General features: G+C 60.6%; 9 protein-coding genes. 3 read left to right on the forward strand and 6 right to left on the reverse strand.

Annotation, left to right across the window (positions count from 1 at the left end):
• Positions 1–19: 19 nt before the first annotated feature.
• On the forward strand, positions 20–1,207 hold the full coding sequence (locus tag O9H32_RS19165; protein ID WP_269867736.1) for an MFS transporter: 1,188 nt from the start codon (positions 20–22) through the stop codon (positions 1,205–1,207).
• A gap of 391 nt (positions 1,208–1,598) precedes the next feature.
• A complete protein-coding gene (locus O9H32_RS19170) occupies positions 1,599–3,626 on the forward strand; it encodes a M4 family metallopeptidase (RefSeq protein ID WP_319946944.1) in 2,028 nt (675 codons plus the stop codon).
• Between the two features lie 495 nt (positions 3,627–4,121).
• On the opposite strand, the gene O9H32_RS19180 is transcribed toward O9H32_RS19170, so the two are convergent.
• Positions 4,122–4,454 (reverse strand): hypothetical protein, encoded by a 333-nt coding sequence (locus tag O9H32_RS19180; RefSeq protein WP_269867737.1) that lies wholly within the window; start codon positions 4,452–4,454, stop codon positions 4,122–4,124.
• Positions 4,455–4,697: 243 nt separating this feature from the next.
• On the opposite strand from O9H32_RS19180, the gene O9H32_RS19185 reads away from it, so the two are divergent.
• Entirely contained in the window at positions 4,698–5,018 is a 321-nt protein-coding gene (locus O9H32_RS19185; protein WP_269867738.1) for a hypothetical protein, read from the forward strand.
• A 306-nt stretch (positions 5,019–5,324) separates the two neighbouring features.
• On the opposite strand, the gene O9H32_RS19190 is transcribed toward O9H32_RS19185, so the two are convergent.
• The 5 genes from O9H32_RS19190 to O9H32_RS19210 all read right to left on the reverse strand — a co-directional run bounded on the left by O9H32_RS19190 (position 5,325) and on the right by O9H32_RS19210 (position 25,110).
• The gene (locus O9H32_RS19190) at positions 5,325–6,491 is read right to left on the reverse strand and encodes a cytochrome P450 (protein ID WP_269867739.1); all 1,167 of its coding nucleotides are present in this window, start codon (positions 6,489–6,491) and stop codon (positions 5,325–5,327) included.
• Positions 6,492–6,523: 32 nt separating this feature from the next.
• Positions 6,524–7,477, reverse strand: a complete 954-nt coding sequence (locus O9H32_RS19195; RefSeq protein WP_269867740.1) for an acyltransferase domain-containing protein — start codon at positions 7,475–7,477, stop codon at positions 6,524–6,526.
• Between the two features lie 88 nt (positions 7,478–7,565).
• Positions 7,566–8,762 carry an NADH:flavin oxidoreductase gene (locus O9H32_RS19200; protein WP_269867741.1) on the reverse strand — a complete coding sequence of 399 codons (1,197 nt, stop codon included), beginning with the start codon at positions 8,760–8,762 and terminating at the stop codon, positions 7,566–7,568.
• Positions 8,759–11,341 carry a thioesterase domain-containing protein gene (locus tag O9H32_RS19205; RefSeq protein ID WP_269867742.1) on the reverse strand — a complete coding sequence of 861 codons (2,583 nt, stop codon included), beginning with the start codon at positions 11,339–11,341 and terminating at the stop codon, positions 8,759–8,761. Before O9H32_RS19205 ends, O9H32_RS19200 begins: the two co-directional genes overlap by 4 nt.
• On the reverse strand, positions 11,338–25,110 hold the full coding sequence (locus O9H32_RS19210; protein ID WP_269867743.1) for an SDR family NAD(P)-dependent oxidoreductase: 13,773 nt from the start codon (positions 25,108–25,110) through the stop codon (positions 11,338–11,340). Before O9H32_RS19210 ends, O9H32_RS19205 begins: the two co-directional genes overlap by 4 nt.
• Positions 25,111–25,114 lie beyond the last annotated feature (4 nt).

Below are 25,114 nucleotides of genomic sequence, written 5' to 3' on the forward strand. Positions count from 1 at the left end.
AAGGAGAGTTTACAGCCACATGAAAAAGTCATTTCACACTTATATCATCGCGCTCGGCATATTTGGAATCATCAATACGGAACTAGGTGTTGTGGGCATTCTACCGCAGATTACGGACAATTTCCAAATCAGCGTTTCACAAGCAGGTATGCTTGTAAGCATGTTTGCTCTTATCATCGCGCTTTCGGGCCCGTTTATGACATTATTATTTTCAGGAATAAACCGCAAAAAAATCTTAGCAGGTGTCATTGCCCTTTTTGCAATCTCCAATCTTGTTTCAGCATTCGCCCCTAACTACACGGTGCTATTAATTGTTCGTGTTCTACCAGCTTTTCTTCATCCCGTTTATTTCTCGGTTGCATTTGCGGCGGCTGCCAGTTCTGTCCCCAAAGAACAAAGTGCCAGAGCAGTGGGCAGAGTTTTTACAGGCGTAACTGTAGGGATGGTGTTAGGGGTTCCGATCACCTCATTTATTGGGGATCAGTTTTCTCTTGAAGCTGCATTTCTCTTTTCCGCAATGATTAATATTATCACATGTATCGGAATTATAAGTTGGATACCATCCCTACCAGTAACCGAAAAACTGTCCTACGGGAAACAATTGAAAGTTTTGGTGAAACCTCAATTATGGCTTACCATTGCAGCCGCTTGTTTCATTCTTGCATCATTATACTCCGTATATGCCTATTTTGCTGAATATCTTGGAAAAGTAACGAACATGAATGGTAAAACAATAAGTGCCATGTTGATTCTTTTTGGGGCGAGCGGTGTTTTCGGTAACCTGCAGGCAGCAAAGCTATTAAGTAAAAATATGATCAAAACTACCATCTCTTATCCTTTGGTCATGGGAGCAGTTTATTTATTGATATCTTATGCAGGGGCATATATCATTCCAATGACCGTTCTTATCATAGTATGGGGGGCAATTTTTACCGGCGGTCTCATTGTAAGCCAAACTTGGTTAACTTCTGAGGCATCAGAAGCACCTGAGTTTGCCAACAGCTTGTTTGTATCCTTTGGAAATTTGGGTATCGCATTAGGCACCGTAACAGGTGGCTGGTTTTTATCCCAGCTGGGAATACATCAGATTATATATAGCGGTATTGCTTTTCTAATGCTTGCATTCATCTGTATTGGACTAAAAATAAAGCTTTTTGATCAAAAACAGGAGAAGATTTTTCTAGTGAAGAACACCACAAACGATTGATTATTCGAACCAGCGGCAGATGAGGACGAGGAAATTTGAAAGGGACATAGCTGTGCCATGCATTAATATATTAAATATGTTTTGTATATGTTACACCTCAGCAAACATTGTTATATAAAAATTATTGACAGTAGGTTTATTATACAGTAATCTAATCTCAAAAGGAAAACGTTTCCATTCCTACACATTCATGCCGGGTTCATGATACTTGGAACCTAACGAATGGATGGTTTTCCTTTTGATAAGCTTGGTTTCTTAGCTCAGAGCGATGGGGAGCAGATCTGCCCAAAGCCCTATGGCCAGCGAAGGAGGGATACGGTACTTCACCACGAGCAGCATCTTATGCCATTATATTCCACTCAATACACCTATCGAAGGAGATGAAAGATTAATGAAAAAAGTATTCACTATGCTCACGCTGAGCGCCATGATGACCCTGACAGCGGCCCCGGCCTTCGCCCAAACCGCCGGAAACGGATCTGCCCTGGAACCGCTGGTCGAAACGAAGGCGCCAAAATTCATCGGCGAAACCTGGGTCGCGCCCAAGAATCTCTCGCTCGAAGACAAAGTCTGGGGATACCTGGATTCCAAAAAACATACGCTGGGATTCGTAGGCGAAAGCAAAAAAAACATCCGGATCACCAAGAAGGTGAAGGATGCAGAAACGGGTACGCAGCATGTACGGTTAAAGCAGTACATCCAAGGGATTCCCGTGTTCGGCGCGGACCAAACGCTTCACTTCGACAAAGAAGGCAATGTAACCGCCTACATCGGCACGACGGTTCCAGACACCGGGCAGCAGTCGGTCGCTGCGCCCACCCCGAAGATCAGTGCGGAGCAAGCCATTGCCATTGCCAACAAGGATACGGAGAAAAGAGCCGGCAAGCTCGGCGGCCAGCAAAGAACGCAGACCGCCGAACTGAACGTGTATCCGTACAAGGGACAAAATCTGCTCGTGTATATCACCGAAGTCAACGTGCTGGAGCCTGCTCCTCTGCGCGAACAATATTTCATCAACGCCGAGAACGGCGGCATCGTGAACAAAATAAGCCTGTTAGAGCATGCGACCGGCACCGGACGCGGGGTTCTCGGCGACACCAAAACCTTCACGACCTCAGGCAGCGGTTCCCAATACGTGCTGCGCGATACTACGCGCGGACGGGGCATTGAGACGTACTCCGCGAACTATGGCGCCTCGCTGCCGGGTACGCTGCTTACCGATACCGACAACGTATGGAACGATCCGGCGGCCGTAGACGCGCATGCCTATGCGGGCGTCGTGTACGATTATTATAAAAGCACGCACGGCCGAGACAGCCTGGACGGCAGCGGGTCGCTGATCCGCTCGACCGTTCACTACAACCGCAACTATAACAATGCCTTCTGGAACGGCACCCAGATCGTCTACGGCGACGGGGACGGCACCCAATTCCGCTCCTTCTCCGGCGATCTGGATGTCATCGGCCACGAGCTGACGCATGCGGTAACCGAGCATTCCGCCGGCCTGATCTATCAGGGCGAATCCGGTGCGCTGAACGAATCGATCTCCGATATCTTTGGCAACACCATCCAAGGCACGAACTGGCTGATCGGCGACGATATCTACACGCCATCGAGACCGGGCGACGCGCTGCGTTCGATGGAGAACCCGACGCTGTACAATCAACCGGATCATTACAGCAAGCTGTACAAAGGCTCCGATGATAACGGCGGCGTCCATATCAACAGCGGGGTGAATAACAAAGCGTTCTACCTGCTGGCCCAAGGCGGCACGCACTACAACATTTCGGTCGCCGGGATCGGGCGCACAGATGCGGCCAAAATCTTCTATAGAACGCTGACGCTCTACTTGACGTCTTCGTCCAACTTTGCGGCGATCCGCGCTGCGGCCATTCAAGCGGCAACCGACCTGTACGGCGCGAACTCCACGCAGGTTAGCTCCGTCAAAGCGGCTTATGCCGCCGTAGGCGTGGGTACCGCTCCCACAACGGACACTCAAGCTCCGACAGCTCCCTCCGGCCTGACATCGACCGGCAAGACGCAATCGAGCGTGTCCTTGTCGTGGAATGCCTCCACGGACAACACCGGCGTCACCGGTTATGACGTATACAGAGACAGCGTACTGGCGGCTTCCGTAACAGGCACCAGTGCCACTGTAAGCGGACTGACGCCTAATACGGCATATACCTTCACAGTCAAAGCCAAAGATGCTGCGGGCAATGTGTCAGCGGGAAGCAATCCGGTGAGCGTAACGACGGACACAAGCTCCTCGGTGCAGGCATGGGCACCGAATGTCTTGTACCAGGCAGGCGCTGTCGTCTCCTATGGAGGCAGAACGTATAAAGCCCTTCAATCCCACACCTCGCAAGTGGGCTGGGAACCTGCCAACGTTCCCGCTCTCTGGAGCGTAACCAATTAACGGATTCGGCAAAAGTCAAGAGCCCGGGAATACTCCGGGCTCTTTGTTGCGGTATCAGCGGTTTTGGAGACCAGCGGGATTCATCCGACGTCATTGTGCCCCTGCCTTTCGTATGATAGTTGACGAATTGCACCGCGAGTGGGAGAAGCTGGGCTTCGATGACATGAGGCCCTGTCCCATAAGGGATATCCGCCATTGACGGAATACCCTTCGATGACCCCGAGCTGTTCCAGACGCTGGATTCGTTTGGCTGTCGCCGCCATCCCCTATCACCTCCGTAAAGGAACGTATCGCTTACGTCTTGTGCTTGCCCAGAACAATCATGTGGGACTTTGGCAAGGCTGCGGTCGAGGAGCTTATCCTTGTGGTCGGTAAGGGGGCAAGTGGGAATGTCCCGCCTTCTTCCCTTCTCCGGATGACGTGCCTATCATTTCGCTGAAAGCTCAAAAAACCCTCCGTGCCGCAGAAGCAGCAAGGAGGGTTCGGCATACATGCTTAGAAATGAATGCTGAGGTTAGCGCCAATCGAATCTGTCCAAGTCAGTTGGTATGTACCATACGGCAGACTCGGAATCACGCCGTTAACCGACTCCACAACAACGCGTCCGCCAAGCGGAGCACTGTAGTATTGTTTGAATACCACTTTACCGGTTGTTACTTCTGTAAGAATCAGCTGCCCGCCATGCAGGTTTGCAACCGTGCCCGCAGTCACAAGGTTGCCTTGACCTGTAGCCGTGTTGGAATTATACGCTGCGGAAGCCGCCATTGGAATCATGGCAAACATGAACAAGCAAAGCAGCATCGTGAAAATTTTTCGATTGGATTTCATATGAATTTCATCCCTCTCAGCTGATCGATTAGGGGTAATGAGGAGTGAATGCTGGCCAGCGATTCGGTGATCTCAAGTCCCCATACCCAAAATAACAGATTATCATAATTATATCAATATTATATTTTAAATAATTTATACTATAACATTATAAAATGATATGATGGGATTATTCATTTACATTTTAATTGTTTTGTGATATTTTAATGTTGTAGTATAAATATAAGAAAGGAAGTGTGTTATATGAAAAAAAGAATGTTGTCGGTTTTGTTCCTCTGCTTCGCCTTGTTTGCCATCATTCCTATTACCTCCGCTTCGGCAGTAAGCAACCTGCAAATCACGGGTGGAGGCAACCTTGTCATTACCTCACAATTCTCTGGGAAGACGGCTGACGTCGATGTCATCAACCAAAGCGGACAAGTGGTCTTTACCAGAGCGTACGGTTCGTTCGGCGGTACGGGCACGATTGATGCTTCCATTCCCAACCTGCCATACGGCACTTACCGGATTCTGATCGGCGGGCCTGCCCTGGGCTTGTACAACCTTCATTATTCTTTCCAATAACATGCGAAGGCCTCTGTACCTGCTTTATATATCCATCACACAAAAAGGACATGAGACGACCCGGCGGGTTGTCCCATGTCTCTTTTGTGTAAGCGCAGGGATACAAGAGCAGGCAGGTTTATGACCCGTCTTCATCGAGCAGTTCGGCGAGCTCCTTACTTGGCTTCTACCTTACCAAAAACAAAAACAGGGTGGAAGAAAAGCCCCGCCCTGAAATTGTATAAATTCTATAATACCAAAAAAGGCGGCTCCCTTCCTGCCGGAGCAGGATAGAAAGCCGCCTTATAGGTTCTAATAGGAGTCAGATCAGTTCCACTGCAGCGGTAAGCTCGACACGCCGAATACCATATTGCTGTCCACCTGCTTCAGCGGGATGCCCGGGATCCGCCGGATGCCCGGGTATCTTTGCAGCAGTAATCTCAAAGCCGTGCTGACCTCCAACCTCGCCAGAGGGGCGCCCAGGCAGTAATGGATCCCGTGGCCGAACGTAATATGCCGGTTCGGCGTACGGTCGATCCGGAAGGTCTCGGGGTCTGCGAATTCTTCCTCATCGAAGTTAGCCGATAACCGCGGTACGACGACCCGGTCCCCCTCACGGATCAGGTGCTCGCCCAGCATGACATCGCTCGTCACCGTCCGGCCGGAGATAATATCGCTGAGTCCGAGACGGAACGGCGGCATGTACCGGAGCACCTCTTCCAGCGCGCCGGGCAGCAGCTCCGGACGGTCCCGCAGCGCTTCGAAGGCTTCCGGATGCTGATCCAGACAGAGCATCGTGTTGCCGAGCAGATGGCTGGTCGTGAAGTGCCCCGCGATGAACAGCGTGAAGCAGAAGCCCATCAGACCTTCTTCGCTTAAATACTCCCCTTCCACTTCGGAGTCCAGCAGGAGCTGCAGAATATCCTCCTTCGGTTCCCGTCGGTGCTCCTCGATCGCTTCACGAAAAGCCGCTTCGAAGCCGTTCATCGCTTCAAGCACGTGTTTGTCCTTATTGATGATCGAGTTCGTCCACGCTTTGTAATTGCGCCATTGATGTTCGTACGGCATCCCGAGCATGCCGGCAATCACCTTCACAGGAAGAGGGTCGGCAAAATCCTTCATGAAGTCCATCTCGCCCTGCGCGCCCACCTCATCGAGGAGCCCGTTCACAATCGATTCGATCTTCGGCCCGAGCCCTTCGATGCTTCGGACGGTGAACGCCTTGGTGACCAGCGACCTCAGCTGGGTATGCCGGGGCGGGTCCATGCTGACGATGCTCTGGTTCGTTTCCATCCGGCTGGCCGAGGAGAAGGTGGCATAGTCCCCGTCTACCCTTGTGGCTTCCTTATGCCGCATAACGACCCAGATCCGGTAGTCCGGTTCAAAAAAAACGGCATGCTCCGAGCGGACCTCCCGGCACCATTGCCGGGCAAGCCTATGATAATGAAGCGGATCTAACGATTTGTCCTTTACGAACGAGGGCATTTGGATCATGGAATTTCTCTCCTCCACCATTATCTATATCGTTAAGCCAAAGCCTCATACAGTGCATCCAGCCGCTTCGATTCATTCCCGTAGGGCGTCATGATGGTGCTGCTCTCCGGCGGGTTCCGGGGATCCCGGTTGTATTTGGCGAACGCCGCCAGCGTGCCGGAAGGACCCAGATCCACGTAGTGATAACGGGATCCCTCCGGAAGGCTGTCCAGTGCGCTGCGGAAATCGATGGGGGCTCGGACCACATCCCAGTAGTAAGACGGGGGAATGCGGGTTAACACGGAGCCGGTCAAACAGGACACATAGCCGGTTAGCGGGTCCCGTATGGGAATCGTCCGCAGGTAATCCCTGCAGGCGGCAGCGGCGGGCTCGATAAGCGACGAGTGGAACGCATGCGGAACCGGCAGCCGCTGGAAGGCGATCCCCTTCCCTGCAAGCTCCCGCTGAATCCTCTCCAGCGCTTCGGGCCGGGCTGAGACGACAAAATGGGAGTGGAAATTCACCGAGGCAAGCTCCGTCTGCTCTTGCAGCATGTGCCACTCCTTATAGAGTCCTGGGTCATGAAGGATGGCGAGCATCCCCCCCGGTTCGCAGCTGCGGTCCAGTGCCTTGACCTGCTCCACCAGGCACCGCAGGGCATCCTCTGCGCCGATCACCCCGGCGGTGGCGCCGGAGGCGAATTCGCCCATGGAGGAGCCGAGTACATAATCGGGTCGGATTCCCCGGTCAATCAGCACTTGCGCCAGCGCATATTCCGTCATGAAGATGGCGGCATGAGTGTACAGCAGCGTATCGAAGGGCTCCTTGGGACTCTTCGCCCTATCGTACAACCGTGCGATCACGGACTTTCCCGTCAGCTCGCGGAAGGTGAGGTCGAGCTCGTCCATCCATTTGCGGAAGACCGCATGGTAGTCGTACAGCTCCCTTCCCATGCCGTAATACTGCGAGCCCTGGCCCGAAAACATGAATACGATAGACTTTGCCATACAGCCTCCTAGAGCGTTCCTTTTCTGGCCAGCAAGCGATGGCCCCGGGCCGACAATCCTGATGAGACGCAGGCCCGGGGCACGCGGTTTATTTGAACATGACTCTCCAATTCTCGGCGTTCGTGGCGACGAACAGATCCTTGAGGTTCCCGTATTTCTTATAAGGGCAGCAGAATTCCTTGTGCAGGACGAGCAGGCAGGCGTTGCAGGAGATGCAGTCCGCCTTGTCCCGGCCGTCTCCGTGAAGCCAGCGGTTCGGCAGAGCCGGTTCGGAGATCAGCGGGCGGCACAAGGATAGAAAATCGACGCTTCCCTGCCCCATGATCTCCTCCATCAGCTCGATATTGCGGTGTCCCCCGACGAGGATGAGCGGAATGGACAAGCGCATATCTTTGACATATTCATAATAATAGGACTGCTTCTCCGGCGAATTGATCTTCGTCCGCGCTTCGGGAATGGGAACGACCGGGAAGCCGAGCTCCTCTTCTGCCCGGACCAGACAGTCCCACATCCCCCCGCTCACTTCGATCGCATCGACGCCCGTCTTCTCGATTTCCAGCAGCAGCTCAGGGAAATTCTCCTTGCCGATGCCGCCTTCCACGTGGTCGTCGCAGTTTAATTTGATGAGAATCGGAAAATCCCCGACATCCTGCCGCGCGAGGGAGACGATATCCCGGATGATGTTGGCGCGGTTCTGCACGGAGCCGCCGTAGCGGTCGGTCCGCCGGTTCGTGTAGGGCGACAGGAACGAGCTCAGCAGGTAGCCGTGCGCCGCATGGAATTGGACGCCGTCGAACCCGGCCTTCTGCACCCGGATGATCGCATCAGCAAAGTAACGGATGATCCGCTCGATCTCCTCGAGATGAAGCTCGCGCGCTTTCTTCACCAGAATCGGCGATTCGACGGCCGACGGAGCGATGCAGTCCGCAGATACATAGTGATGCACTTGTCTGCCGGGATGGTTCAGCTGCGCGATGACTTTGCAGTCCGGCGCGGTGCGGTGCACGATCTCGGCGATCTGGGCGATCTCCGGAATGAATTCATCGTCATAGATGCAGGCTTGCCCCTCCGTCCGCTTGGCCGTCGGTGTGGCTGCCATCGCCCCGGTGACGATCAGGCCGATGCCGCCTTCTGCCAGGTCTTTGTACACCTGGAGAATCGACGGGGCCATCTTCCCGTCAGCCTCCATCTTGCTCTCGCCGGTTGCGGATCGGACAAGCCTGTTCTTCAGGGTAAGATTGGCTATTTTGCCTTCCGAAAATACCTTATAACCATGTCTGCTCATGAGTACACCTCGATTTTGGATTGGGTCGGAAGGGATTCTCCCGCATACAGTTTGGCGCAGAACGTGCGGATGGCGTCCATCGCCGGGACTTCGGACAACAGCTGGTAATGGCTCGCGGCCTCCACGCTCATCAAGTGGAAGCTGGGCAGCAGCCCCTCCCAGCCTTCCCAGTACGGATCTCCTGCTGCAGCGCTTTCTTCCGGCGCGGACAGGGTGAAATATGGCTCGAGCTCCCCGTAGAATGATCCGCCTGAGCAGCGGAAGTAGTAACAAGACGGCTGCTCCGGGATGGGAAGCGGGTGAATCCGGTAGCGGTCCAACCCGTAAGCGAGCTGGACTTCGATGCTGCGGTGGACGCGATCGCGCCAAGCGGGATCTGCCGTCTTCAGCCCGCGCTCCTCCGCCAGGCGGATCAGCTCCTCGAGGAAGCGGCCGGGCTCGGCCTCACGGAGGTCCACGACTTCATCCCGGTGGATCAGGGGCTCCGCCCAAGAGCCGGCACCCGGCGGGCTCAGGGAGAGCAGCGCCGAATTCACCGCCTGGAGGGCAAGCGTCCTTCGGTAGGCCGCCTCGCTCTGCAGGTCCGTCCGGTACGGGGTATGCAGATACGAATCGAGCATGACGATCGAGCGGACGCGCTGGCCGAGCTCCTGCAGCTGCCGGGTCACCTCGTAAGCGAGACGGCCCCCGAGCGAGAACCCGCCGAGATCATACGGACCCTCGGGCTGTACGGATTGGATCATATGCGTATAGTAAGCCGCCATCGCTTGAAGGCCTTCCAGCGGCTTCCGGCCGGCAGTCCAGCCGCGGGGCTGGATGCCGAAGAAGGGCCGCCCGGTCATCTGGGCGATGGTGCGGTACGCTTGGACCGTGCCGCTGCCTCCGTGGATCCAGAACACAGGCTGGCCGGCGCCGCCCTGCCGGAGCGGGACGAGCTCAGGGAACTGAGGCCAGGCATCTGCCGGATTCCTGGCAGGCCGCCCCCTTCTGGCGAGCAGCTTCCGGGGGGAGTGGTCCGCAGCAGCAGCAGAGCCTGCTGACAGCGGCCGGTAGCCGGATAAGGCAACCGCTGGCGCCGCCGGCTCCTCTGACCGAACGGGGACAGCCTCACCTGCAGTCTCGCGGGCTGCTTCCTCTGTATCCCCCGCCTGAGCCCGCTTCTCCCGCGACAGCCAGCCGGCCAGCTCCCGCAGGGTAGGGTGCTCGTGAATCTGCGCGAGCGTCACGGACACCCCGAACGTCTTGTTCATGTCGCGGATCCATTCCACACCGGAGATCGAATCGAGACCCACCTCGGTGAAAGGCGCTTCCGGATCGACATCGCTCCGCTTCATATCCAGAACGGCCGCGAAGCTTGCCGCAAGATCTTCGAGCAGCTTCTCCGGGGAGAAGTCTGCCGGGTCTGCCCCGCCTGCCGAAGGTTCCGCCCCGGCCGCCGCTGTCCCGGTATCGTCATACCCGCCGCTCCAGGGAGCCAGCATTATCCCGCTCGGCTTCGCGGCATGCGGATCACCGGCCGCCCGGGCCCCATGCCCGCTCCCGCCAGGGGTCAGAACAACGCTGCGCATGCTTGCAGTTACGCTTCCGTCTTCGCCGCACCAGTCGATATCGACCGTGCGTCCCCCCTCCTCCCCCGGCCTGATGCCGCTCTCCCGGATCCACACCCAAGCGGTGGACGCAAAGCTGCCGTAGGTGCGCAGATGCTTCAGGGCAGCGGGCCGCCATGCGGAACCCGGCCCTTCCAGCCAGGCAGCGGCTTGAAGTGCAGACTCCCACACGATGGATTCTGTGTCAGACGCCCCGTCGGCACCGGTGCCGGCAGAAGCCGGTTGACTCAGCTTGGCGAGCACCCCGCCATCACCTGCCTGGAGCTTCTCCAGGCTGCGGTAAGAAGAAGGATAGAGGATGCCTCGCTCCTCCCAGGCTTCCCTGCACTCCGCCCCAGTCCGGCAGCGGTGCCCGGCCGTCTCCTGCAGCGTCCGCAGCTCCAGGACCGGAGCTGCCTCCTCAAATTGGTCCCGTACCGCATAGCCTTGGCAGTATACCACGGGCTCCTCCGAGGTCCCCTGCGGGCTGTATACCTCGAATGCGATGCCGCCCTCTGCCTGTTCGAAGAGGGAGATGTGCACTTCCACTGGACTGCCTTCCCCGGCGGCGAGCGGATCGGCCCAAGCGACATCGGTGAAGAAGAGCTGCGGCTCCGCCGCCCCGAGGCCGGGAGCCTGACGGGCTCCCGCAGCGAAGCTTATCGCCGTGCGCACCATCTCGAGATGCAGGAACTCCGGCATGAATAGACGCCCGGAGCGGGCATCCTTCAACCAGAAGGGCTCCTCTCCCGTGAACACCGAGGTGAACCGCTGCTCGTTGAAATCGGACGTATTCCGGTGTACCAGCGGATGGAGCAGGTGTCCGGACTCCTCTGCGGGCCGAGGCGCAGACGGGGATACTGGAGGCGGAGTTACATCCGCCTCCTCCATTCCCCCGCGGCCGTGGAACTGCCGCAGCAGGTCCATCGCATCTCCTTTGGACAGCCGCCCCTGCTTGACTTCGGACAGCACATAATGCAAAAAATCGGTCATAGGACCCTCCGTTCCCGGGTAGCTTCCCTTGGATTGAGTGGTTGATTGCGCTTGATTTCGTCTACCGCCCGGTCGATGGAGATCGAATCGCTCAGGAGGAGGTCGAGCAGACCCTCATAGAAGGCGCTGTCGAACGCTTCCTCCCCTAGAGACGCTTCCGGCTGGGAGAGAGGGGCCGGCGAGGAGGCTGGAGCCTCTTCTCCGAGGAGCTGTGGCCGGTCCGTCGGAGCCTTCGGCATGCTGCTTAGCGAATTCCCGCCGCCCCCTTGCCTTTCACTCCGGCTGGCGAACAGCCTCGCTCCCTCTCCGCGCTCCAGTCCGTCAGTAATCCAGTAGCGTTCCCTGACGAACGGGTACGTCGGCAGGCCGATCCTCCGCGGCTTCGGACGGCCAGCATAGAGCTGCGTCCAGTCCAGCGGAAGCCCCTTCACCCACAGGTTCAGAAGCTTCTGCACCTTCCTGCGCTGCATCCATTTGCCTACGGTCTCCTGCATTTCCTCATCGGCGGCGAGCATGGAGATCATCTCCTTGTTCGGCTTCACCTGCCCGCGGAACATTGTGGTGGCATCCTTCGGGCTCTCCAGCCACTCGGCCAGTCTCTCTTCGAGTTCGCGTACCGATGTCACGACCCAGGCCGCGCGTTCTTCCATCGCCTCGCGGCCGACTTGAAGCGTGTAAGCGATCGATGGAAGCTCTCCGTCCCTATAGGCTCGCTCGCGGATTGCCGCAAGGAGCTCCCGGCCTTTGGTCCGGAGCTGCTCCTCCCCTTTGGCGGACAGGACGATGGCGGCGGGCTCCGGTGATGCGTCCGGCAGTTCGGCAGAGAGACTGCCGGACGGGATATACTCCTCGACCACCAGATGCGCATTGGCTCCGCCCGCTCCGAAGGACGAGATCCCTGCTCTGCGCGGGTATTCCTTCTCTTCCCCGTGAATCCGGACCACCGGGCGATTCCAGTCGGCCAGCTTCTGCTGGACCGTGAACGGCGTACGGCTGAAGTCGATATTCGGATTCGGCTGCTCGGCGTGGAGCGAAGGCGCCAGCTGGCGGTGGCGGAGCTGCAGCAGGACTTTGGTCAAGCCGGCGATCCCGGCGGCGCTCTCCGCATGGCCAATGTTGGATTTGACCGAACCGACCGCGCAGTACTGCGTATCCTCGCTGTCCTGCTCGAAGGCCCGGGTCAAGCCCGCGATTTCGATCGGATCGCCCAATGCCGTTCCCGTCCCGTGGGCCTCCAGATAGCTCACGGTCCGGGCATGCACTCCCGCCCTCTTCAGCGCACCGGAGACAAGCTCCGCCTGGGCGGCTGGGTTAGGGACCGTATAGCCGTTCGTTTTGCCTCCGGCATTGAGCATGCTGCCCTTGATGACCCCGTAGATCCGGTCGCCGTCCGCCACCGCTTGCTCCAGCGGCTTGAGCAGCACCGCGCCGACGCCCTCTCCGTCGACGAATCCGTCCGCACCCGCCCCGAAGGAACGGCACTCGCCGCCCGCCGAGAGCATATTCATTGCGGATAACCTGAGATAATGGGACGGATCCAGGATGAGATTGACACCACCGGCGATCGCGCATTCGCTGCTCCCGCTGTATATGCTCTCGAGCGCCAGGTGAATGGCGGTGAGGGAAGACGAGCAAGCCGTATCGACCGCAAGGCTAGGACCCTGGAAGTTGAACAGATACGAGACCCGGTTGGCGATGGACCAGTAGCTGGAGCCCGTCGGGTAGCTGCCGTTCATGGCTCCCGCGAAGACGCCTACTCTCCTGCTCCCTCCGCCCAAGGCGGAAGGCGTATAGCCCGCGTCCTCGATGCACTCGTAGGCGGTCTCCAGGAAGAGCCGCTCCTGCGGGTCCATCTGCTTCGCTTCCTTCGGCGAGATCCCGAAGAACAAGGGATCGAACCGGTCGACGCCTTCGAGGAAGCCGCCCCACTTCGTATACATGGTGCCTTTGGCTCCCCGCTCTTCGTCGTAATACTCGCTCCAATCCCAGCGCTCCCTTGGGACCTCGGTGATGCCGCTCCGGCCGTTCTTCAGGTTCTCCCAGAATTCGTCCACCGTACCGGCACCGGGATAGCGGCCGGCGAGACCGATAATGGCCACATCCCGAACGCCTGAAGCGGCGGCGGGCTGCTGCCCTTCGGCCGTCCGCGGACCGCCAGCCGGAAGAAACCGGGACGACCGCCTGGCAGCGGATGTCCAGGGGCTCGATGCCGCAGTCCGTGCTTCTGTGATGACGGTGGCGGGCGCCTGCACGTGTTGATCAGCCTGTGGAGCGCCCGGGCCGAGCTTTGCGGCCAGTTCCTCCGGCCGTGTCTTCAGCAAATGGTCGGCCAGCGCCTCGATGCTCTGATGCTCGAAGAAGAGCGTACTGCTCACGTCGCTGAATACCCCGCTTAGCGCGTTGGTGAGCTGTACGACCAGGATCGAGTCGATGCCGTATGCCTCGAGCGGAGCCGCCGGATCGATCTCCCGGCTCGGCATTTTCAGCGTTCCGGCAATGAGCTCCTGCAGATAGGCGATGCTTCGCTCACGAAGCGAACCGCTCTGTCCGCCCCCGCTGCGATTCGCAGGAGGCTCTGGCAAGGCAGCCTGCGGCTTAGCGATGGAGATAGCCGGCTTCTTCGTAAGCACCTCACTGCTGCGCCGCTGCCGGACCACCCCGTCGCTCTCCGCCACGAGGATCTGCTGTCCCCAATCGTGCGCCTGCTCCGCCGGGAAGAATACGGAACGGAAGCCTTCGTTCTCGAGGACGGTCCGCCACGAATCTGGCGTCAATCCGGGCGAGCCCGGCAGGCGGAGATGGGCATCGCGGTACCTCCACCAGCCGTCGAGCAGGCCGAAGGTCAGATGGGTGAACAAGGAATGGCCATGCAGTTCATTGAGAAGAAGCAGGCCATTCTTCTTGAGCACCGCCTTGGCGTTGCGCAGCGTCTGACGGATATCCTGCGTCGCATGCAGGACGTTGGCCGCAATCGCGATATCGTACTCGCCCGAGAGGAACGGCTGATCCGGGCCGGGCGACTCCACATTGAATATGCCGTAGGACAGGAACGGATTGTCCGGTCCGTACGTTTGCTCCGCATGGAGCAGGAAGGCTTTGGATATATCCGTATAACCGTATTCCTGGATGTGCTCCCGGTAAGGCTTCAGCTTCTGCAGGACTCCGGCGCTCGTGCCGCCGGTACCCGCGCCAATCTCCAGGATGCGGATCCGGGCGGCCGGATCCTGCTGAACGCGCTGCCGCACGTAGGCGGACACCGCATTGCCGACCACCTCGTTGAAGGCGTCCGCGACTGCGTTGTGCTTATAGACTCCTTCGACCAGCGCCATGGAGGAGCCCGGGAAGATGACATCTGTGGCGGGACGCCTGCCGGTCAGAATGTCCGGCAGGGCCCGCAGCGTCGTCTCCACCAGGGCGGTCTGGGCAGACATGCTGCCCGCCTGCCGCCAGCTCAGCTTCCGCTGTTCCCACTCCGCCCACAGGGCGTCCGGATCTTCGGCTGCCCCGGCCCCGGCCCCGTCCGCCGGAAGAAGATTCGCATCCGTCTCTTCCGGCCGGCTCCCGTAAGCTTCGAGCAGAGCAAGGCCGGCCTCGAGCCACGGCTTGTATTTGGCCTGCAGGCCGTCTACTTCCGCAGCGCCTGCCTGCCCGCTATCCTCTTGCCGGGCGAGGCCGAGGGGGCGGAGCTGAGCCCGCAGCAGCCTCGCGAGCAGCGCCTCCATCTCCTGCATCGCGCCCCTGCCTCGTTCGTCCAAGGCGGCTGTCGGCGCCGCCTGAGAGCCTAGCTCCCCGGCCACCGTGCGGATCAGAGAGGGGGAGGCCTCTGCATAAGCCGTCAAGACATCGGTCTGGCTGATACCGTCGAGCCGGATCGCACGGGTCGTCTTCAACAAGGCGAGTTGATCCGCCGGACCGGCGAGCAGCCCGTTCAGCGCTTCCATCCCCTCCCCGGGTTCGATGGAGCCGAAGCCCATCTTCGCCATTCGTTCTTGGTACGCCTTGGAAGCTACGATGCCCACGCTGCCCCAGTAGCCCCAATTCATCATTTTGACCGCGCAGGGCCATGCTTCCGACAAATGCCGGGCGAAGCTGTCCGCGAAGGTGCAGCCCGCAGCATAATTGCTTTGGCCCGCCGCCTTCGTGAAGGCATTCAGGGAAGAGAAGAAGAGCACGAAGTCCAGCGCTTCCCCGCCGAACACCTCCGCCATACGCACGCTGACATCCACCTTCGCGGAGAGCGCACCCCGGAACCGGGCTTCATCCATGTTCGCAAGGCTCTGATCCGCGAGGACGATGGCCGAATGGACCACGCCATGAATACCGGCATATTGTTCTTTGATCGTGCCGTAGGCGTGCCGCAGGGACTCGGCGTCGGCCGCATCGCCGGACACATAGAGCGGAGCAGGCCCCAAGGCAGCCAGCCTGTCGATCTTCATCTGGATGGCAGCATCCTTCGGGCGGCGGCCGATCCAGATGATCCGTGCCTGGAATGTACGGATCATGTATTCGCTCCATACCTCGCCGATGCCGCCGGCGCCGCCGATGACGACATATACGCCGCCTTCGCGGTACAGCGCGGGACGCTCTTGCGTCGTGACGCCCTCCAGCGGAAGGAGCTGCTGGCGGTACCATTCGCCTCCCCGGTAAGCCCAGGCGTTCCCCTGCGGATCCGCAGGCAGGTCCAGCAGATCTTGTACCGGCCAGGCTTCGTCCTTCGCAAGGTCCGCCAGCCGGATGCTCCAGTTCGGATATTCTTTGGCGAGTGAGCCGACCAGGCCATGCACGCCCGCATGTGCCGGATCGACACGGTCACGGGGCAGAACGCCCTGCGTCTGCTCCGTGATCACCGTCCAGGCCAGCGGCTTGCTGCCGTAGCCGAGCTCCAGCATCGCCTTGATCGTCCGGAAGAGGCCGAGGACACCGGCCTGCTGCGCCCCGATCAGATCCGCTTCCCCGTGTGGCGTTGTGACACGGCCCGGTACGATCCAGATCAGATGCCCGATGGCTCCGCAGCGCTCCAGCTTGCCCGCGATCTCCCGGACGGAATCTTCGGGATGCAGAGCAGCCTCCCGTAAGCCGGGCAGCAGCGAATGCATCGCAGCTTTGGCCGCCGGTGTGCCGCCGGCAAGGACCGCTTCGCCGGATGGCGGCGCGAAGCCGCCCTTCCGGTCCAGCCGGGCGGCATCCCATACGGGATGCAGCGTCAGCATGCCGGAGAGGCCCGGTTCGGCCCCCTTGCGTGCTTCGGCGTTTAGAGGCTGCGGCCGGGTGCCGGTCCGGACCTCTGCGTCCAGCAACCGGGAGGAGAATCCGGTCATCCGTACGACGACCGTCCCTTGTTCGGTGCACAGGTCGATATCGAGCTTCTGCACCGTCTGCTCCGGTCCGCTGCCCTCGCTCCAGCGCACGAACGCCCAGAGGTCGGAGGCGAACCTCCCGTATACCTCCAGGGATTCGAGGGCAAAGGGCAGCCGTGCCTTCGGTGTCTGCCCGTCCGCTGTCAGCGCGGAGCCGGGAGCAGACGCCGTCCCGCCGGCCATGAGGCCGATCGAGGCTTGGAATGCCGCATCCACCATACTCGGGTGCAGGACGAATTCATCCTCTGTGGATGCGATGACGACCGGCAGCGACAGCTTAGCCAGCGCCATTCCTTCGCCCGCGTATACAGTTCCCAGCGCCTGATGCGCCGCGCCATAGTCGATCCCCATCGTGCGGAAGGCATGATAGCTCTCTTCCGGTGCCAGGACGGCGAGGCCGCACTGGGCCCGGAGTTTATCGAGGTCCAGATGCGGAGCCGTGCCAGCTTCTCCGAAGAGAAGACGTCCCTGGCTGTACACCGGCATCTCGCCGTCATCGCCGGGCGAACCGCCGTAGACTTCGAAGGCGATCGTCCCGCTCTCCTCCGGACTCAGGCCAATGTGTACTGCCTCCGAATCCCCGCCGACCGTAAGCGGCCGGGTCCATACCACATCCTGCAGCCGCACGGCAGTGCTCCCGCCGCCGCTGTCCTCTTCTTCGCTTAGGCCGCTGGCTCTCACGGCGGCAGCCCGGGCCATCTCCAGATAAGCCGCGCCCGGCAGCATCCGCTGACCCCGCACGACATGGTCCGCGAGGAAGAACTCCCTGCCTGTGAACACTGAGCTGAACCGCTGCTCGGCGAAGTCCGATGTATTGGCGTGGAGCAAGGGGTGAAGGTAAGCGGCGCTTCCCCCGGGAACGCTTGAGTTTGTCACAGGGGCTGCGACTGCGGCAGTCGTTGAACTTCCGGCCGTCTCCGGCAGGACTGGCACCCAGTACCGGTCCCTGGCAAAAGGGTACGTCGGCAGCGAGAGGCGGCTGGGCTTCCGGTCTCCGTACAGCTTGGTCCAATCGATGTTCAAGCCCTGAACCCACATGTCCAGCAGCTTCGCATATTTTCCTTTGCTGAGCCAAGCCTCGACTGCGTGCTGCAGATCCTCGTCACCCGCGAAGACGGCGATCGTCCCGCCCTCGCGCCGGCTCCGTCCCCGGTATAGTTCGTCGATCTCCCGGTCGCCGCGCAGATAAGCTTCCAGCTTATGCGTAAGCTCAGCCACTGACCCGGCACGGAGCGCCAGGCGTTCTTCCATCGGCTCGCGGCCGGTTTGGAGCGTATAGGCGAGATCGCCCAAGGCGCTCTCAGGGACGCTTTCCTCTCGGATGAAGTCCAGCAGCTCCCGCGCCCGCTCCAGCAGCTGCGCTTCCTTACGGGCGGAGAGCAGGACCAAGGCCGGTGTCTGCACGGTGACGGCGTACGCCGGCGAGGCCATCGCTGCGGGAATGTACTCTTCCACTATCAGATGTGCATTGGCGCCGCCCGCCCCGAAGGATGATATCCCTGCCCGCAGCGGATATTCCACTTCCCCGCCGGCCCCTGCGGCCTTCGGCCGCATCCAGGGCGCAAGCTCCTGCTGAACGACGAACGGAGTAGCCCCGAAATCGATATTAGGGTTAAGCACGTTAGCGTGCAGCGAAGGAACCAGAAGCCGGTGGCGAAGCTGAAGGAGCACCTTCGTGAGTCCTGCAATCCCGGCGGCGCTCTCGCAGTGCCCGATGTTCGACTTCGCCGAACCGATGGCACAGCGGAAGCCCTCTTCCCCCTGCTTCAGCGGCCCGAAGGCACGGCTCAATCCGGCGATCTCGATCGGATCTCCGAGGGACGTGCCCGTCCCGTGGGCTTCGATGTAGCTGACCGAACGGGGATCGATCCCCGCTTCCTTCATGGCCCTGCCGATCACCTCGCCCTGGGCAACCGGATTCGGCACGGAGTAGCCGTTCGTCTTGCCTCCGTGATTGATCGCGCTCGCCTTGATGACGCCGTAGATCCGGTCCCCGTCGGCTTCCGCCCGGTGCAGGGGCTTCAGCAGAACCGCGCCCACGCCTTCCCCGGGCACATAGCCGTCTCCGCCCTCGCCGAAGCTCTCGCAGCGGCCCTTGCTCGAGATGAATTTCCCTTGGGCGAGCATCAGGTATTTGTTCGGGTGGATCGAGACATTGACGCCCCCTGCCACCGCAGCGGCACATTCGCCCCGCAGGATGCTCTGGCAGGCGAGATGGATAGCCGTCAGCGACGAGGAACACATCGTATCCACCGCCATGCTCGGCCCTTGAAAATTAAACCAGTACGAGACCCGGTTGGCGATCGAAGACGGACTGCCCGCCATCGCAATCCGGCGGCCCTGCTGCTGCTCCTGGGCGCCGTACAGCTGATACTCTTCGTACATGACTCCGGCATAGACGCCGACCGGATGGCGGCGGCCCTGCTCCCGGTCGAAGCCGAATGTCTCCCGCGTATAGCCCGCATCCTCAACGGCCGCATAGACGCACTGCAGGAAAAGACGCTCCTGGGGATCCATCACCTCCGCTTCGAGCGGCGAGATCTGGAAGAACAACGGATCGAACTCATCCACCCCGTCCAGGAAGCCTCCCCACTTGCTGTACGTAGTGCCCAGCTTGTTCTTATCCTCGTCGAAGTAATGCGAATGATCCCAGCGGTCGCGGGGAATCTCGGTAATCGAGTCTCTGCCGTCCCGCAGGTTCTTCCAGTACTCGGAGATCGTTCGAGCTCCCGGATAGCGGCCCGCGACACCGATAATCGCGATGTCCAGCGCACTGGTGCCGGGAGTCTGCCCGGGAAGAGTAGTCTGCCGGGCTTCTGAGGCTGCGAAGCGGGTGCGCCTTCCTGCCCGGGAGGCTGCTGCGGGAGCGGCTGATGTTTCAGCGCCGCCCTCCGGCTGGGGGGCGGCAGCCATTCGGGCCGTATTGACCGTACTGGCTGTCTCCGCAAGCGTTCCGTCTCCGAGCAGCTGAGTCAGTTTCTCCCGGTGGGCGGACAGGAAATAGTCCGTCAATCCGCTGATATGCTGATACTCGAAGAAGAGCGTCTTGGACAGGGAGCCGAATACCTGCTCCAGATCTTTGGTCATACTCATGACCATGATCGAATCGATACCGTACTTCTCAAGCGGTGCATCGGCATCGATCCGGTGGGCTGGCAGCTTGATCGCCGAGGCGAGAAGCTTCTTGAAGTAGTGGACCGCCCGCTCCCGAAGCGCTTCTGGCGCAGTACCCGGCGTAAGGGCGCTGCGGACCGGCGCGTCCGGCGAAGCTGGTTCCGCGTCCGGTGTAACCGGTGCGGCTGGTGCGGCCGCTGCTTCGGAGGTGCCAGGCGCCGGGCTCCACACAGAGGGATACGTGGGCGCCAGATGATCCGCCAGCTCCCGGATCGTAGGATGCCCGATCCAATCCGCCGCCGTGAAGGCCAGTCCATGCTCCGCCCGAAGGAGGTCGGCTAACCCTCCCATGCCTACGGCATCGAGGCCGAGCTCACTCCACTCCGTGTCGGCTTGAATCCGGGCGGCAGGCACGCCGAGCGTCACGGATACCGCATGGATCAAGGCGGCTTCCGCCTGGTCCCGCTGCTGCTTCCCGTCTCCAGCCGATCGTACCGATTCCGGTATAGAGCCTTCCCCCGCTCTGCCTGCAGAGCCAGGCATGAACGCCTCCAGCCCGCTTTCCAGCCGGCCGCGGAGCCCTTCGGCGACCAGGACCCGGCTTCGGCCCGAAGCCAGACTCCGGTAGAACGCACGCAGGCCGCTGGCCGTGCGCAGCGGTACAATGCCGAGCGTCTCTTGAAGGCTCCGCTCCTGCGCCTCGCCTATGCCCATGCCGCCATCCTGCCACAAGGGCCAGTGGATCGAGAGAGTCCGTCCCCGGCGCTCCCCGGCGCTGGCTAGTTCGCTGCGGTACTCCGCATACGCGTCCATGAATCCGTTCGCGGCCGCATAGTCGGCCTGCCCCACGCTGCCGAGCGCACTGGCAGCCGAGGAGAAGAGGACCAAGAAATCGAGGTCGAGGTGCCGGGTGGCTTCGTCGAGATGCGCCAAGCCGGACACTTTGGGCGCCAGGACGCGCTGCAGGTCCTCCTTGTTCTTCTTCAGCAGGAAGGCGTCCCGCAGCTCGCCCGCACTGTGCAGAATGCCGTGCAGTCCCCCGTGCTCGGACTCGATGCCGCGGATCAGCGCGGATACCGACTGGCCGTCCGTCACATCCGCCTGCCGGTAATCGGCGGCCGCCCCCAGGTGGCGGAGCTGCTGCAGCTGGTGCCGCTTCGCCTCGTCGAGCGGAGACCGTCCGGTCAAGACCAGCGACACGTTCTTCCCCTGCTCCGCCGCTTCCTTCGCGAACAAGAACCCGAGACCTCCGCAGCCGCCTGTAATCAGATATACACCACCGTCTCTCCAAGGCCGTTCCTCGCTTTCATTCTCCACCGCGGTGCCGGCCTTAAGCTCGCTCCATCCGGCGGTATAGCGCTTCCCGTCCCGGTAGCGGATGACCGCATTCGTCCCGCTGCGGCTGCTCTCCAGCAGTTTCGAGATCAGTTCGGACCCGCCGGTCTCCGGATCCACCTCCACACGTTGCCAGGCCAGCTTCGGATTCTCGAGGGCCGCCGTCTGCAGGAACCCGGACAACCCGGCGAATACCCGTGCTTCGCCGCTGTACGGCACGACGAGCTGAATCCAGGCTGATGCGATCGAAGCATCGCCCAGAATTGATTGGGTTTCTTCCAAGAGCCGCTCCGCATAACCAGAGTAACGCCGGTGAAGCGCCGGCTGCTCTGCCTTCAGAATGACGATCCGGCCGCTAAGCGGCCCTCCCGCTTCCTCAGCAGCCTTCCGCCAAGCGTCCTCGAGCTCCTCCCGGGAGTGCCCTGTCTCGCACAGCACGATCACATGAAGATGGCCACTCTCCTGCCGGCTCCTGCCCCCGGTATACACACCGGCAGCCTGCTCGGTCCACACGGGCTCCAGCATCAGGGTACGGAGGGACATGGAGTCTGCGGCCCCTTCCGCAGCTGTCTCCAGCACACGGACAGCGAAGCCCCGGATCCGGACCCGCACCTTCCCCTGTTCGTCGCACACATCGATATCCAGGGTACGCATTCCCTCCCCGGCCGATCCCCGGCCGCTGTACCGGATACTCGCCCACATCGACGGCTCGCAGGCTCCTGCAATCTCCAGACTGTCCAGCGCAAAAGGCAGGATCGGCTTAAGGGCCGGGCCGCTGCCTTCCCCCTGCTCCGCGTCTGCGTTCAGCAGTCCGACCGCCGCCTGCAGCGCCGAATCCAGCATGCCCGGATCGAGAACGACTCCTTCTCTCCCCTTCCATGCAGACGGCTGCAGGCGCAGCTTGGCTAGAACGTGCCCGCTGCCTATGTATACTTCCTCCAAGCCCCGGTGGGACGGGCCGTAGGAGATCCCCATCGCTTCGAAGCGTCCGTAGCATTCGGCAGCCGACAGGCGGCCCTCATTGCATGAGGACAGGAGCGCCGGGATATCGAGTGCTTCCGCCTTAACGGCCGCTGCCGGAACCAAGCTCAGGCGGCCTTCGCTATGAACGGCAGGCTCCTCTTCGCCGCCGGCGCGGCTGTACACTTCATAGGCGATGCTTCCGTCTTCCTCCGGGTACAGCCCGATATGCACCTCGGCCGGCTCGCTGCCCACGAGGAGCGGACGGGTCCAGGCCACATGCCGCAGACGGATGGCGGACGCCCCGCTGCGCAGGCGTTCCAGCGCCCCGGCATCCGACGCTTGCTCGAGCGCCGCCCGTGCCATCTCCAGATAGGCTGCGCCCGGCAGCACGCGCTGCCCCGCCACCACGTGGTCCTTCAGGAACGGTTCCCCGCCCGTGAAGACGGAAGTGAACCGTTGTTCGGACAGATCGGACGTGTTGCGCTGCAGCAGCGGGTGCAAGGCCGGCACCGAAGCGGCAGCCTCCCGCTTCGCTTCAAGCCCGATCTGCGGGAGCGAGAACCGCTCCTTCGCGAAAGGGTGCGTGGGCAGGCCGGATAGCCGTTTGGCCGTGCCCCGCGGGTACAGACTCTGCCAGTCGATAACGCTTCCGCCGGCCCACAGCTCCGCCAGCTTCCGGAAGTTCCGGGAGTGGGCCAAGTGGCGAAGGAAAGCCCTGCCTTCCTCGGTATCGGCGAGGTTGACTCCGTCCTTTTTGCCGGAGCTGCCGATATACCGGTCCGCCGATGGAACCAGGCGGCCCGAGGCGGCCGGTTCGAGCAGCTGGATGAGGGATTCTCTTCCGGCGGCAGCAACTGCGAGCCGGTGAGCCATGCTCTCGCGGGCGGTCTGGAACGTATACAAGAAGCTCGCGAAGTCTACTTCCGGATGAGCCTGCAGGTAAGAACGGACGGACCGGGCATAAGCCTGCAGACTGTCTTCGCTGGCGGCCGAGAGCACGAACAGCCCCGCGCCGGATGCCTCCCCGGGAGCTTCAGCCCATGCCTCACTTGATGCCTCACTTGATGCCTCACTTGATGCCTCACTTGATGCCTCACCCATAGGCTCGGCATCCGTGTGCTCTTCAATGACGAGATGCGCGTTGGTGCCGCTGAAGCCGAACGAGCTGACCACGGCCAGACGCGATCCCCGGGCATTAAGCGGCCAGTCACGCAGCTCGGTGTTGACGAAGAACGGGCTGTTGTCGAAGTCGATATGCTCGTTTTCCTTTCGGAAATGAATGGAAGGCGGCATCTGCTTATGCTTCAGGCTGAGCAGCACTTTAATGAGGCTGAGCACGCCCGCAGCGGCCGTCGTATGACCGATGTTCGCTTTGAGCGAGCCGATGGCGCAGTAGCGCTTCTTGGATGTGAATTTACGGAACGTATGCGTCAAGGCGTGCACTTCCACCGGGTCGCCCAGCTTGGTAGCCGTACCATGCGCCTCCGTGTACTGGATGTTCTCGACATCGATGCCCCAGCGGCTGTAGACCGACTCCTGAAGCCGGCTCTGGGACAGAAAGCTCGGGGCCGTAATACCGGACGTCTGCCCGTCCTGATTCGTGCCGCTTCCGCGGATCACGCCGTAGATCGAATCCCCGTCCCTTCTGGCGTCCGCGAGCCGCTTCAGGATGACAATCCCTGCGCCGTCCCCGACGACGATGCCGTCGGCTTCGTTATCGAAAGGGCGGCACATCCCCGTCGGAGAGAGCATGCCCGCATTATTCATGAACAGAAACGCTCCCGGATGGGAGTAGATCGTGATGCCGCCGGCAATCGCCATCTCGATCTCGCGGTTTCTCAGCTTCTCGCAGGCGATGTCGATCGCCACGAGCGAGGAGGAACAAGCGGTATTGACCGCAAGCGCCGGGCCTTTGAGATCCAGGCAGTAGGCGATGCGGGCCGCCATAATGCTCGTATCGCTTCCGAGCATCGAATGATGGGAATAATCCTGTACGGCCGGATAGCTCATCGTGCCGATGAAGGTGCCCACCTGCTGCCCGCGCTGCGTGTATCCCGCATCCTCCAGCGCCCGGTAGCATTCTTCGAGCACGATACGCTGTGCGGCATCCATCGCATCGGCTTCCTTTGGCGAGATATGGAAGAAGAGCGGGTCGAAGCAGTCGATGCCGTCCATAGCCCCATAGCGGGCAGGCATATCCGAGGCCGAATGGGACTCGAAAAACTCAAGCCAATCCGGATTCTCGATCGGCCCCGTACAGTCTCTCCCTTGGGCGATGAGCTCCCAGAATTCATCCTGTCCCGCAGCGCCGGCGCTGCGGCACGAGAGGCCGATGACCGCGACGTCTTCCTCGGATCCGGAAGAAAGCCCCTGTGCGCCATTGCGCTTCATGTCGGCCTGCCCGGCATTCCCTCCGGCCGCCGGTGGACGGATACTTTCGGCCGCTAGTGCCGGCCTGGGAGCAGCCGCGCTCCCCTCACCGTCCGCGCCACGGGCAGCCTGCCATTGCTGCTCGTCCGCAGGCTGCTTGCCTGCTGCCCGGTATTCGGGCTCGCCGGCGGGACGGATGGCTGCATCCAGGCGTTCCGGCCCGGCTGCAGGTTGCATCTCTGCAGCCCACTCTCCCGGCTCGCCCGCAGGCTCCTCACTACCATCCTCTGGCTCCGCTTCCACAGCCGCACTTTCGCCGCCGGACGGGACGGTGGTGCTCGTCCCAGATAGCGACGGGGAAGGCAGCTCGTTCGCTATATAGGCGGCCAGCGCATCCAAATCATGGCATTCCATCAGAATGCTCGTCGGCAGGGCCAGCTCGAAGCGGATATTCACCGCTTCGAGCAATTCGACCAGATTGATGGATGAGATGCCGAGTTCCTTCAGTGATTCCGCTTCGTGCAGTTCTTCCGGCTCCAGTCCCAGGACTCTCTCGAACACCAGGGCCAGACTTTCCTTAACCTCAGCTTCCCGTTGCCGCTGAAGGTCCGAGTCGTAACTTGGGATCATCGTT

This window comes from Paenibacillus caseinilyticus, assembly GCF_027533645.1.
Classification (GTDB): domain Bacteria; phylum Bacillota; class Bacilli; order Paenibacillales; family NBRC-103111; genus Paenibacillus_G; species Paenibacillus_G caseinilyticus.